The organism is Reyranella aquatilis (genome assembly GCF_020880995.1).
GTDB classification, from domain to species: Bacteria; Pseudomonadota; Alphaproteobacteria; order Reyranellales; family Reyranellaceae; genus Reyranella; species Reyranella aquatilis.
The window spans coordinates 14,633-27,105 of sequence record NZ_JAJISD010000014.1 but is presented as its reverse complement, the minus strand read 5'-3'; the positions used below and the strand labels follow the sequence as shown (position 1 = coordinate 27,105).

The window sequence follows — 12,473 nt, the reverse complement described above, 5'->3', positions numbered from 1 at the left end:
TGTTCCAATCAACGACCAATCAACGAGAGGTCACGTCATGAAGAAGATTTTCGCCGCCGCCGCGTTCGCCACGATGATCGCCGCCGCTCCGTCCTTCGCCGCCACCGATGCCGAGTGCGCGGAGATGTGGAAGAAGGCCGATGCCAACAGCGACGGCAATGTCTCGGGCGGGGAGGCCATGCGGTACATGTCGTTCATGCGCGTGGCGGGCATGACCGTCGCGACGGAAGGCACGATCACGCAGACCGAATTCATGAACGCCTGCAAGGCGGACGCCTACAAGGTCAAGCAGGCCGATGCTGGCGCCCCGCTGAAGGGCTCGAACTCGTTCACCGAGGGCCAGGCGAAGGACCGCATCATTGCCCAGGGCATGGACAACGTCACCGGTCTTACCAAGGACGGCGACGGCATCTGGCGCGGCACCGCGCAGCAGGCCGGCAAGCCGGTGCAGGTGGCCGTCGATTACAAGGGCAACGTCGTCACGGCGAACCAGTAATTCCCCCAATCATCACAAAGGACAACAAACATGAAGACCGTTAGCCGCGCTTACGACAGCTATTCCCAGGCCCGCGCTGCCGTCGACGCCGTCGAGAAGGCGGGCATCCCGAGCAAGGACGTCAGCATCGTCGCCAACAAGTATGTCAGCGCTGAATATGCCGACGTCGATGACGTGAACAAGGCCGCTGCGGGTGCGGGCATCGGTGGCGCCGTCGGCGCTGGTGCGGGCCTGCTGGCTGGCCTCGGCCTGCTGGCGATCCCGGGCCTAGGTCCCGTCGTCGCGGCCGGCTGGCTCGCGTCGACGGCCGCCGTGGCCGCGGGCGGCGCGGCCGCCGGTGGCATCGTCGGCGCACTGGTCGATGCCGGCACGGACAAGGAGCACGCCGAGGTCTATTCGGAGTCCGTGCGCCGCGGTGCCACGCTGGTGACGGCGCGCGTCAACGACGCCGACGCCAGCCGCGTCGAGGCGATCCTCGCCAACTATCGCCCGATCGATCCGGTCGCGCGCGGTGCGGACTATCGCAAGGAAGGCTGGACCACCTTCGATCCGAAGGCGCCGGCCTACCGCCCGAACCAGACCGAGATCGACCGCATGCGCGCCAACTGGCCGGGCTGATCCCGCACGTTTCGCCAACAAGGCAGGCAGGAGAGGCCCGGCATCGCCGGGCCTCATTTCGTTGGGTCAGACCAGTTCGCGAACGTCGACGAGGGCGCCGGCGAGGGCAGCGGCCGCGGCCATGGCCGGCGACAGGAGGTGGGTGCGCCCTTCAGGTCCCTGTCGTCCCTCGAAGTTGCGGTTGGACGTGCTGGCCGCGCGTTGTCCGGGCAACAGCCGGTCGCCGTTCATCGCGAGGCACATCGAGCAGCCGGGCTCGCGCCATTCGAAGCCCGCCTCGACGAGCAGGCGATCCAGTCCTTCCTGCTCCGCCTGGCGCTTCACCAGTCCGGAGCCCGGCACCACCAGCGCCCGCACGCCGGGGGCGACCTTGCGTCCGCGCACCACCGCGGCGGCGGCGCGGATGTCCTCCAGGCGACCGTTGGTGCAGGAGCCGATGAATACGACGTCGACCGCCAGGCCGATGAGCTTCTGGCCCGGGGCGAGACCCATATAGTCGAGCATGCGCCGATGCTGGGCGCGGCGCTGCGGATCGGGCTCGTCGTCCGGACCGGGCACCGCGCCGGTGATCGGCACGACTGCCTCGGGATTGGTGCCCCACGTCACCATCGGCGCGATCGCGGACCCGTCGATCGTCACCGTCCGGTCGAAGCGCGCACCGGCATCGGTCGGCAGGGTGCGCCACCAGTCGATGGCGCGGTCGAGCGCGTCGACTGTCGGGGCGCGCTCGCGGCCGCGCACATAGGCGAAGGTGGTCTCGTCGGGCGCGATCAGGCCGGCGCGGGCGCCCATCTCCACTGACATGTTGCAGACCGTCATGCGGCCCGCCATGTCGAGTGCCGCGATCGCATCGCCACAGAACTCGATCGTATGGCCGTTGCCGCCGGCTGCGCCGACCAGTCCGATCATCGCCAGCGCGAGATCCTTGGCCGAAGTGCCGAAGGGCAGGCCACCCGTGGCTTCGACCTTCATGTTGCGGGCCTTGTCCTGCACCAGCGTCTGCGTCGCCAGCACCTGCTCGACCTCCGACGCGCCGACGCCGAAGGCAACCGCTCCCAGCGCGCCATGCGTGGAGGCATGCGAATCGCCGCTCACGATCGTCTGCCCCGGCAACGAGAAGCCCAGCTCCGGCCCGATCACATGGACGATGCCCTGGTGCCGGTCGAGCAGGGGAATGTACGGCACGCCGAATTCGGCGACGTTCGCCTCGAGCGCCGCGACCTGCGCCCGCGACTGCGGCTCGGCGATGCCGCCGCGCCGGTCCCCCGTCGGGACATTGTGATCGACCACCGCGAGCGTGGCATTGGGACGCCGGACAGGCCGGCCGGCGCGGCGCAACCCGTCGAAGGCCTGCGGACTGTGAACCTCGTCCAGCAGGTGACGATCGACGTAGAGCACGCATGTCTCGCCGCTCAGCTGCTCGACGACGTGTGCGTCCCAGATCTTGTCGTAGAGAGTGCGCGGTCCCGGCGCCGTCATGTCCTGCTCCCGTTCGCGCCAACTTGGCGAAGGCGCTTTGCCCTTGCAATCGCCGAGTCCGGTTCATCAGGAACCGGCATCGTGGCTGATGAACCCGATGTCCCTCGCGAGCCCGCCCTCGATCCGCTCGGCATCGAGGTCGGGAGCTTTGCGCATGACCCGCTAGGCTTTGTGCTGTTCGCCTTCCCGTGGGGCGAGGCGGGCACGCCGCTGGCGCACGACCCAGGGCCCGAGCCGTGGCAGCGCGAGGTGCTGTCCGAGATCGGGCACTCCCTCGGCACCTTGCCCGACGCCATCCGCATCGCCGTCGCCTCGGGCCACGGCGTCGGCAAGTCGGCGCTGGTGGCCTGGATCATCGTCTGGGCGCTGGCCACCTTCCGCGACACGCGCGGCATCGTCACGGCCAACACTGCGACGCAGCTCAAGACCAAGACTTGGCCCGAACTCGTCAAATGGCTGCGGCTCGCCGCCTGCGCGGACTGGTTCGAGGTAGCGGCCACTGCGATCCACAGCGTCGAACCCGCGCACGAGCGCACCTGGCGCATCGACGCGGTGCCGTGGAGCCTGCGCGCCACCGAGGCCTTTGCCGGCCTGCACAACCAGGGCCGCCGCCTGTTCGTCGCCTTCGACGAGGCCTCGGCCATTCCCGATCCGGTGTGGGAGACGATCGAGGGCGCGCTGACCGACCGTGACACCGAGATCCTGTGGCTGGCGACCGGCAACCCGACGCGCAACACCGGCCGCTTCCGCGAATGTTTCGGCCGCTTCCGTCATCGCTGGCATCGCCACCAGGTCGACGGCCGCCAGGTCTCGCTCACCGACAAGGAGCAGATCGCGCGATGGGCCGCCGACTATGGCGACGACAGCGACTTCTTCCGTGTGCGCGTGAAGGGTGAGTTTCCGAGGGGAGGCGCCATGCAGTTCATCGACAGCGAGACGGTGGAGGAGGCGACGCGCCGTCCCGCCGAAAGCCATCTTCGTCAGCCACTGGTGATGGGCGTCGACTGCGCGCGCGGCGGCGACGACCAGAGCGCCATCTGGTTCCGCCGCGGCCGCGACGCGCGCACGGTCCCGGCGATCAAGCTGCGGGTGAGCGACCTTATGCTGCTCTCGGGCAAGGTGGCGGAGCAGGCGATGCACCATCGCGCTGCGGCGGTCTTCATTGACGAGGGCGGCATCGGCGCCGGCGTGGTCGACCGGGTGCGTCAGATGCTGCCGGGCCATCTCGTCGTCGGCGTGAACTTCGGCGGCCGCGCGGATCGCTATACGCTGGGCGACGGCATGCCGCTCACCGCCAACAAGGCGGCCGAGATGTGGGCCTCGATGCGCGCGTGGCTCAGGACCGGCGCCATCCCCGATGATCCGGAGCTGAAGGCCGAGCTGACGGGGCGCGAATATGGCTTCGACCTGCATAACGCCATCCGCCTCGAGAAGAAGGAGGATATGAAGAAGCGCGGCCTGGCCTCGCCCGACAATGCCGACGGCCTCTGCCTCACCTTCGCCTATCCGGTGGCCGACCTGCCCGACGATGCGCGGTTCGACGGGCGCGGCGCGGGGGAGGGCGGAAGCGTCGCCGCCAACACCATCCAGTCCGATTACGACCCGCACGGGGACCTGTAGGCCGGCCGGTTACGCTGGACTCACACCGACTGCAATGGCAAGGTCGGACCAACCGTCCCCAGAGGCGGCAGGGAGGCATCCTGGGAGACCGTTTCGACCGGCCGCCCCGATGTCTGGAGGCCCGCCGTTCTCATCATCCCCGATTGAACGGCGGGCCTTTTCAGTTGGTGCCGCCTAGCCCTTCAAAGCAACTTTTCAGCTGACCGCACGGCGAGCTGATAATGTCCCGGTACTGTCGAACGGTCCGGGAAGAACTCCGATGCTGAAGCGCAGGCATCTGTTGGTTGGCGGAACGAGTGCCGTGGCACTGGCCATGGCAAGAGGTGCTCCGGCTCAGCAGCCGCCCGGCCCCGAGCGCCGCTTACTGAGGCTTACCAACCGCATCCTTGAGGTAAACGGCAAGGCGGCCAAGCGATATGGCGTCGAGCAGCCTTCCGGCGCCTTTGGCCTGACGCTGAACGAGGGGGATATCTTCGACGTTCGACTGGAGAACGGGTTGGACGTGGAATCCGGAGTCCATTGGCATGGGCTGAACCCACCGTGGCGACAGGACGGCGTGCCGTATCTTTCCGGTCCGCCGATCGCGCCGGGTCGATTCGCCGACTACCGCTTTCCGGCCCTGCCGGTGGGTACGCGCTGGATGCACTCTCATTTCGGCCTTCAGGAGCAGAACCTCCTGGCCGCGCCCTTGATCGTGCGCGAAGAGAGCGCCATCCGCAGCGGCATGCAGGAGGTCGTGATCCTCCTCGAGGATTTCTCGTGGACTGAGCCGCGCCGGATCTTCGACGATCTACGTCGCCCCAGGCCTGAAGGCGCGATGAACGGCACGGGCATGAACATGGCGGCTGCCCGACCCGATCTCAACGATGTCACCTACGATGCCTTCCTCGCCAACGACCGCACGCTCGCCGATCCGCAGGTGATCGACGTCGAGAAGGGCGCCGAGGTGCGCCTTCGAATCATCAATGGCGCGGCCTCGTCGAACTTCGTGATCGATCTCGGTGCCGTGAGCGGTACCGTGCTGACCGTCGACGGAAATCCGGTAGAACCGCTTGTCGTGCGCCAGTTTCCGTTGGCGATTGCGCAGAGAGTTGACATCGCGGTGCGCCTGCCCGCCGATGCTACGGCGTTGCCGGTACTGGCGCGCTGCGAGGGGCGGATGTCTCAGACCGGCATTGTGTTGCGCCCGCGCGGCGCCGCCGTCGCCCGTATTCCAGAAATGGCGGCGATGGCCGCGTCGGCACTCGATCTCACGGATGAAGCGAGGCTTCGTGCCCAGAAGCCGCTGGTCAGCCGTCCCGTGGACCGCTCCGTACCGATCGATCTGACCGGGAACATGATGGCCTACTCCTGGGGCGTCGGCGTCCATGGACTCGAAGGCCTGCCGGTAAACGTCGAAAAGGGGGAACGTGTCGAGCTCGTGATGCGCAACACGACGATGATGTCGCATCCCATGCATCTTCATGGCCACTCCTTTCAGGTCAGGGAGATCAATGGGCAAACCCTTGCGGGCGCGATGCGCGACGTCATCCTGGTCCCGCCGCGCACGGTCGTGAAGGTTGCGCTCGATGCCGACAATCCCGGCCTATGGGCCTTTCACTGTCACAACCTCTACCACATGGCCGCGGGCATGTTTGCGACGCTGGTTTACCGCGGCTTCCTCTAGCATCGACTCTTTCCCGGACGGTGCCGCAAGCAAGCAGCGCTTGTCCTGAAGAGAAGATGAGATCTGACCGCTCCCGTCGACGGCTCACCTTTTTCCCTCTTGCATCTCCAAAGTCCGCTTCATCAGTAACTCAGGGGCTCGCTTCTCACAGGAGAGAACCCCTTGGGAATATTTGGTGGCGGCCAGGCCGCTTTTCCTCCGATCTCGCCGCCGGCTCTGCCGCCGGCACCGCCGCCTGTTCCCTCGATGGCCGATCCCTCGGTGCGCGAGGCGCGCGAGGCGCAGAAGAAGCGCGCCGCGGCCATGGCGGGCTATGCCTCGACCATCGCCACTGGCGGGCTGGGAGTCACCGGTAACGCCTCGACCACTGCGTCGGGCGCGTTCGGCGGGGCGGGTGTCGGTGGCGCTGGCGGTGCCGGCGGCAAGACCCTGTTGGGAGGCTGAGCGATGGCGCACGATCCCGCGCTTCGCCGCCACATCGACGCCCGCCTCGCGGTGCTGAAGCGTCAGCGTCAATCGTGGGAACCGGGCTGGCGCGACCTCTCGCGCTTCATCAACCCGCGGCGCGGCCAGTTCTTCACCTCGCCCAACCAGGGCGGGCGCGGCGCGCAGGCCAACGGCGCGATCCTCGACCCAACGGCGCTGTTCGCGCTGCGCACGCTGGTCGCGGGCCTGATGTCGGGTGTCACCTCGCCGGCACGGCCCTGGTTTCGGCTCACCATTGCCGATCGCCGCGTGGCGTCGCTGGCGCCGGTGAAGGTCTGGCTCGACGAGTGCGCCGAGCGCATGCGCATGGTGTTCAACGCCGGCAACCTCTATTCGGCGCTTCCGCTGATCTACGAGGAGTTGGGCCAGTTCGGCACTGGCTGCGCGATCGTCGAGTTCGACCGCGAGGACGTGATCCGCCTCTACACGCTGTCGATCGGCGAATACTGGCTGGGCCTCGACTGGCGCGGCCGGGTCGACACGCTGGCGCGGCGCTTCATGTATTCGTACCGCCAGATCGAGGAGCGCTGGCCCGATCACGGCATCGCCGAGATCACGGACAAGGCGCGCGGCGACGACGCCGACAGCGAGATCGCGATCCTGCACATGGTCGAGCCCAACGCGGGCTTCGAGAAGGGCCGGCTCGACTGGGCCGGCAAGAAGTTCCGCTCGGTCTACTGGCGCGAGGGAGCGGGGCAGGCGGACGGCGAGTTCATCCATCGCGGCGGCTATTCGGAGTTCCCGGCACTGACGCCGCGCTGGGCGCCGGTCGGCAACGACGCCTATTCGAAGGGGCCCGGCCACGACGCTTTGCCCGACGTGAAGTCGCTGCAGATCCTGAAGAAGCGCGAGCACAACGCGGTCGACAAGCATGTGAACCCGCCGATGGGCGCTCACATCAGCCTGCGCGGCTCGGCCTCGTCGGTGCTGCCGGGTGCCATCAACTATTTCACCACCCAGGAGAGGGGAGCGGGGATGTGGCCGCTCTACCAGACCGCTCCCGGCGCCATCGCCGAGGTCGAGCGTCTGGTCACGCGCACCCAGGCCGTCATCAAGTCGGCCTTCTTCGCGGACCTCTTCCTGATGTTCGACCAGATGGAGGGCGTGCAGCCGCGCAACCAGCTCGAGATCAGCACGCGCCGCGAGGAGAAGATGCAGATGCTGGGGCCTGTGCTCGAGAACCTGCACGACGACCTGCTGCAGCCGCTGGTCCAGCGCACCTTCACGATCATGGGCGAGCACGGGCTGTTCAGCGAGCCGCCGCGCGAGCTTCACGGCTATCCGCTCGACGTCGAGCTGATCTCGATCCTGGCCCAGGCGCAGAAGGCCGCGGACCTCGGCAGCGTGGAGCGGCTGTGGGCCTTCGCCGGCAACATCGCGGCGACGCGCCCCGAGGTGCTCGACAAGCTGAACGCCGACGAAAGCATCGACGTCTATGCCGACAAGCTCGGCGCTCCGGCCGCCATAACCGTGGCCGATGACGTGGTCGCCCGGCTGCGCGCCGAGCGGGCGCGCCAGGCGCAGGCGGCTCAGGCCCTGCAGACGGCGTCGGCCGTCGCGCAGGGTGCCAAGACGCTCAGCGAGACCGAGGTCGGGGGCGGCCGCAGCGCGCTTCAATCCATCCTGGGAGTCTGAGCGATGCACGATCCGAACGATGCGCGGCAGGTTCGCCAGGCCGAGCAGCGCGAGAAGCTCGGTCGCGAGCGTGCCGCCGACGATCTCCACGCGGTGATGGAGACCGAGTACGGCCGCCGCTTCGTCCATGGGCTGCTGGGCCTCTGCAATCTCCGCAGCGACGGCTACGTCCCGGGCGGTCCCGAGGCGCAGCGGCACCAGGACTACATGGCCGGCCGCCGCAGCATCGGCATCGAGCTGCTGGGCGAACTCGAGCGGCACGCGCCGCACCTGACCGAACGGATGAGCGAGGAAGCCCGCCTGATGCAGGTCGAGGCGGAACTGGCCGACCTGATCGCAGAGGAGCAGAACGATGGCTGATACGATCGACACGAACACGTTGCCGGCATCGACGCCGGCACCCGAGGCGGGACCGGGCACGCACACGGCCGCCGTCCGCGAGGATGAGGCCCGACAGGCGCCGGCGCCCATGGACGCGGCAGTCGATGAAGCGGCGGCGGCTGCGCCGGCCGACTACTCCGGCCTCGCGCTGCCGGAGGGCTATCGCGTCGACGATCCGGTGTTCGGCGAGGCCATCAAGCTGTTCGAGGGCGAGAAGATCGCGCCCGACACGGCGCAGCGGCTGATCGACTTCACGATCGAGCGCGACAAGCAGATCGCACGCGCGGTCAACGAGCACGCCACGACCTCCTGGACGAAACAGACCGCCGAGTGGCGTACCACGTCGGAGAAGGAATTTTCACCCGAGGCGCTGGGCAATGCCCGCACCGCGCTTGCCCGGGTGTTCGATCGGCAGACCATCGCCACGCTCGAAAGCCTGGGCTTCACCAACCATCCCGGCCTGATCCGAGGGATGGTGAAGGTGGCCAATGCCATCAGGGACGACTCGTTCGTGGGCGGCAATGCCGGCCGCGGCGGCGGCGCGATGGATCCGAAGTCCCTCTACCCCAACTCGCAGCACAATTAGGAACCACGCCCCATGGCAACGCTTTCCGTGACCAACCCGACCCTGGCCGACTGGTCCAAGGTCCTCGACCCCAACGGCGGCATCGCGCAGGTGATCTCGCTGCTGTCGCAGATGAACGAGATCACCGACGACATGGTGTGGAACGAGGGCAACCTGCCCACCGGCCACCGCACCAGCGTGCAGACCTCGCTGCCGACCGGCACCTGGCGCCGCTTCAACGAGGGTATCGTGCCGACCAAGAGCACGAGCACGCAGATCACCGACTCCTGCGGCATGCTGGAGACCTACTCGGAGATCGACAAGGCGCTCGCGGACCTCAACGGCAACACCGCCGCCTATCGACTGTCCGAGGACCGCGCCTTCCTCGAGGGGCTGACGCAGCAGCTCGCCGGCGTGCTGTTCTACGGCAACACCGCGACCAATCCCGAACGCTTCATGGGATTCTCGCCGCGCTACAACACGACGTCGACCTCGACATCGCAAACCGCCAACAACTTCATCTCGGCCGGTGGCGCCGGCTCCGACAACACGTCGATCTGGCTGGTCGGCTGGGGCGACCTCACCGTTCACGGCATATTCCCGAAGGGCAGCAAGGCCGGGCTGTCGATGAAGGACCTCGGCGAGCAGACGTTGCTCGACGCCGCCGGCAACCGCTACCAGGGCTATCGCACGCACTACAAGTGGGATGCGGGCCTGACGGTGCGCGATTGGCGCTACGTCGTGCGCATCGGCAACATCGACGTCTCGGATCTCGCGGGCTCCACGCCGGCCGACCTCGTCAAGCTGATGATGCGGGCGATGAACAAGATCCCCAACATCAAGATGTGCAAGCCCGCCTGGTACATGAACCGTACCGTCAAGCAGTGGCTCGACATCCAGCGCAACATCGGCGCCGCTGTCTCCAGCACCACCAACAACAGCAACATCCGCCGTACGCTCGACGAGAGCGACGGCCGGATCTTCGACAGCTTCGGCGGCATCCCGATCCGGAAGTGCGACCAGATCACGCTGGCCGAAGCGACCGTGTCGTAGGCGGCCGACCAGGAAAGGAACCCGCTCCATGATGTACGACAAGCTCAATACGTTCGGCACCGACCAGGCGGTCACCACGACCGCCGCCTCGACCGACATCATCGACCTCGGTGCCGCCCGCGACATGGGCAACGGCGAGCCGCTCGAACTGGTGATCCTCGTTACCGAGACGGTCACCGCCGCCGGCGCCGCGACCGTCTCCTTCACCCTGGAGACCGACGACAATGCCGGCTTCTCCTCGACGCTGGTGCTCGCCAGTTCGGGCGCCGTCGGCAAGGCGGCTCTGACCGCCGGCACCGAGGTGTTGCGCGTGAAGGTGCCGCTCGATGCCGAGCGTTACCTGCGCACCAACTACACGGTGGCCACCGGCCCGCTCACGGCCGGCAAGTTCACCGCCTTCCTCGCCCACGATCGCCAGGCCTCCAGGGCCTACGCGCCAGGCTTCACCGTGACCTGATCGGAGATACCCAGATGGCCCCGAAGAACGACAAGAGCGAGAAGGCCGACAAGCCCACGGAATACGTGGTGGTCGACAATCCCTTCTACGACGGCGTGCAGCTCCATCCGATCGGCGCGCGCATCCTGTGGTCCGGTCCGCCGGGCCTGTCCCTGGTGCCCGTCGACGCACCGCGCCGCCGCGGCGGCGCCGAGGCGCCGATCTTCGGCGATCCGCTGGCGGGCCGCGGCGACGGCGCGCCGGTCAAGGCCGCCCGGCCCGGCGACCAGGTCGTCCTCGTTCAGTGAAGAAGCAGGGGCTGGTCGAGAGGGCCGGCCCCACCTCTCCCCAGGAGAATTGCATGGCTCAGGATATCGCCTACCAGTCGTCGATCGGCCGCAGCAACGTGGCGGTCTCCGAATCGCGGCCGCTGCCGGTGGTGCTCACCGCCCTCACCGGTACGGCCTTGACCAGGTCGACCGTCACGATGACGGGCGTATCGGCGCCGCTGGTCGCCGCCGACACCACCCGCCGCGTCGTGATCGTCTGCAGCGCGCGGGCCAACGGCGAGGCCGCTTTCGATCCGACCGGCGGCACCTGTGCGCTCGACGCCGGCATTCCGCTGTCGGGAGGCGACACGGTGCAGATCACCGGCAAGGAAGCGCAGAGCGCGATGACGCAGTTCGGCACCAACGGGCAGCTGCTCACCGTCTACACGGGGGCATGACCATGCCTGTCGCGTACCTCAATCGCGTCCGCGGCGGCGCCGGCCGTGCCTTCGACGCCGACGTGCTGTCGTGGGAGGCGGCGGTGGTCGCTGCCGGCGGCTCGGTGTCGCTCGCACGGCGCATCGTGGTCGACCAGTTCGTCTTCAGTGAGAAGGCGTCGGGCGCGTGGGCGCTGACCGACGATTATTGGGGGCTGTGGGCCGAGAATGCCGTGCAGGCGCTGGTGTCGCTCAAGCAGAGGCGGACCGCCTCGACGGTCAATACGCCGGCCTTCACGGCGGACCGTCACTATGCCTTCGACGGCGCGGCCAGCTACATCAACACCGGCTTCGTTCCGGGTACACACGGGATCAACTATACGGGTGCCAGTCAGCGCATTGCCGCTTACGAGCGCGTCAACCTGGCATCTTCCGGCGCGGCCGCCGGCGCCCGCACGGGGACCTCGTCGTCGATCTCGATTTCGCCGCGAAATGCAGGCTCCCTGACCGGTTCGACCAACCACACGGCTGGTGCCGTCAATTTCATCCTCTCGCCCGCCGACAGCCGTGGCTTCAAGGCGATCAGCCGCGCGGGCGGCACCACGGCGCTGGGATACGACCGCGGCGTGCGACTGACCGACGTCACCGGTCTGACGATTGGCGGCTCCTCCGCGCCGACCGTCGCACTCTTCATCGGTGCCTTCAACAGCAGCGACACGCCGGTCTCCTTCCGCGCCGCATCAATCGGCCTGGTCGCCATTGGTGGTCCGCTCTCCGATGTCCAGGAGCTGGCGCAGCACAACGCCGTACAGGCGTGGGCAACCTCGATCGGAGCCAACGTATGAGTCGCTTCATTATCCTGACCGCCCAGCAGGCCGACGCGGTGCGCGGTCCGACGGTACCGCCGGCCGCGCTCAACCCGATCGGGCGGCAGGGCAGCGTGTGGATTCTCGGCGAGGCCGTGCTTTGGGATCCCGCGCACGCAATGCACCACGATGTGCTGGCCGGCTTGCCGCAGATGGATGCCACAGATCCCGCCTTCTCCGCGGAGATCGGCGTATGAGCGGCGGCCGTTACCCGATCGTCCTGCCGCGCGAGGCGCTCGACGCCCTGCTGGAGGATGCCGCCGAGCGCGGCGCGCGCAAGGCGCTGACCGGCATCGGTCTGGGAGATGACAAGGCGCCGGAGCACATCCGCGGCCTGCGCGACCTGTTCAACATGTACCGGACCGTGCGCGATGGCGCGCTGAAGCAGATCGGGCAGGGGCTCGCCCTCGTCCTGATCGGCGCGTTGGTCTTCTTCGCCTCGACCAAGCTCCCCGGCAAGTAGGTG

General features: G+C 67.9%; 16 protein-coding genes. 15 read left to right on the top strand and 1 reads right to left on the bottom strand.

Annotation, left to right across the window (positions count from 1 at the left end):
- Window positions 1-37: 37 nt before the first annotated feature.
- Complete coding sequence (locus LJ725_RS25285; protein WP_230553731.1) at window positions 38-496, top strand: hypothetical protein; 459 nt, start codon at window positions 38-40, stop codon at window positions 494-496.
- A 30-nt stretch (window positions 497-526) separates the two neighbouring features.
- A complete protein-coding gene (locus tag LJ725_RS25280; protein ID WP_230553730.1) occupies window positions 527-1,114 on the top strand; it encodes a hypothetical protein in 588 nt (195 codons plus the stop codon).
- Window positions 1,115-1,180: 66 nt separating this feature from the next.
- Here LJ725_RS25280 and leuC read toward each other — a convergent pair whose 3' ends face one another.
- On the bottom strand, window positions 1,181-2,593 hold the full coding sequence (gene leuC / locus LJ725_RS25275; protein ID WP_230553729.1) for a 3-isopropylmalate dehydratase large subunit: 1,413 nt from the start codon (window positions 2,591-2,593) through the stop codon (window positions 1,181-1,183).
- A gap of 81 nt (window positions 2,594-2,674) precedes the next feature.
- Here leuC and LJ725_RS25270 point away from each other — a divergent pair, with 81 nt between their 5' ends.
- The 13 genes from LJ725_RS25270 (at window position 2,675) to LJ725_RS25210 (ending at window position 12,470) form a co-directional block, all read left to right on the top strand.
- A complete protein-coding gene (locus LJ725_RS25270) occupies window positions 2,675-4,213 on the top strand; it encodes a terminase (protein WP_230553728.1) in 1,539 nt (512 codons plus the stop codon).
- Window positions 4,214-4,472: 259 nt separating this feature from the next.
- Complete coding sequence (locus LJ725_RS25265; protein ID WP_230553727.1) at window positions 4,473-5,879, top strand: multicopper oxidase family protein; 1,407 nt, start codon at window positions 4,473-4,475, stop codon at window positions 5,877-5,879.
- A gap of 162 nt (window positions 5,880-6,041) precedes the next feature.
- Window positions 6,042-6,323 carry a hypothetical protein gene (locus tag LJ725_RS25260; RefSeq protein ID WP_230553726.1) on the top strand — a complete coding sequence of 94 codons (282 nt, stop codon included), beginning with the start codon at window positions 6,042-6,044 and terminating at the stop codon, window positions 6,321-6,323.
- Window positions 6,324-6,326: 3 nt separating this feature from the next.
- Entirely contained in the window at window positions 6,327-8,000 is a 1,674-nt protein-coding gene (locus tag LJ725_RS25255; protein ID WP_230553725.1) for a portal protein, read from the top strand.
- Window positions 8,001-8,003: 3 nt separating this feature from the next.
- A complete protein-coding gene (locus tag LJ725_RS25250; RefSeq protein ID WP_230553724.1) occupies window positions 8,004-8,360 on the top strand; it encodes a hypothetical protein in 357 nt (118 codons plus the stop codon).
- The gene (locus LJ725_RS25245; protein ID WP_230553723.1) at window positions 8,353-8,967 is read left to right on the top strand and encodes a hypothetical protein; all 615 of its coding nucleotides are present in this window, start codon (window positions 8,353-8,355) and stop codon (window positions 8,965-8,967) included. The genes LJ725_RS25250 and LJ725_RS25245 overlap by 8 nt, the downstream gene beginning before the upstream one ends.
- Window positions 8,968-8,979: 12 nt before the next feature.
- Window positions 8,980-9,999 carry a major capsid protein gene (locus tag LJ725_RS25240; protein WP_230553722.1) on the top strand — a complete coding sequence of 340 codons (1,020 nt, stop codon included), beginning with the start codon at window positions 8,980-8,982 and terminating at the stop codon, window positions 9,997-9,999.
- 28 nt (window positions 10,000-10,027) lie between these two features.
- Window positions 10,028-10,456, top strand: coding sequence for a Bbp16 family capsid cement protein (locus LJ725_RS25235; RefSeq protein WP_230553721.1), 429 nt, complete (start codon window positions 10,028-10,030; stop codon window positions 10,454-10,456).
- A 14-nt stretch (window positions 10,457-10,470) separates the two neighbouring features.
- Window positions 10,471-10,743, top strand: coding sequence for a hypothetical protein (locus LJ725_RS25230; RefSeq protein WP_230553720.1), 273 nt, complete (start codon window positions 10,471-10,473; stop codon window positions 10,741-10,743).
- A 53-nt stretch (window positions 10,744-10,796) separates the two neighbouring features.
- A complete protein-coding gene (locus LJ725_RS25225) occupies window positions 10,797-11,162 on the top strand; it encodes a hypothetical protein (protein WP_230553719.1) in 366 nt (121 codons plus the stop codon).
- A 2-nt stretch (window positions 11,163-11,164) separates the two neighbouring features.
- Window positions 11,165-11,986, top strand: coding sequence for a hypothetical protein (locus LJ725_RS25220; protein ID WP_230553718.1), 822 nt, complete (start codon window positions 11,165-11,167; stop codon window positions 11,984-11,986).
- Window positions 11,983-12,204 carry a hypothetical protein gene (locus LJ725_RS25215; RefSeq protein ID WP_230553717.1) on the top strand — a complete coding sequence of 74 codons (222 nt, stop codon included), beginning with the start codon at window positions 11,983-11,985 and terminating at the stop codon, window positions 12,202-12,204. Before LJ725_RS25220 ends, LJ725_RS25215 begins: the two co-directional genes overlap by 4 nt.
- Window positions 12,201-12,470 (top strand): DUF6127 family protein, encoded by a 270-nt coding sequence (locus LJ725_RS25210; protein WP_230553716.1) that lies wholly within the window; start codon window positions 12,201-12,203, stop codon window positions 12,468-12,470. The genes LJ725_RS25215 and LJ725_RS25210 overlap by 4 nt, the downstream gene beginning before the upstream one ends.
- Window positions 12,471-12,473: the final 3 nt, after the last annotated feature.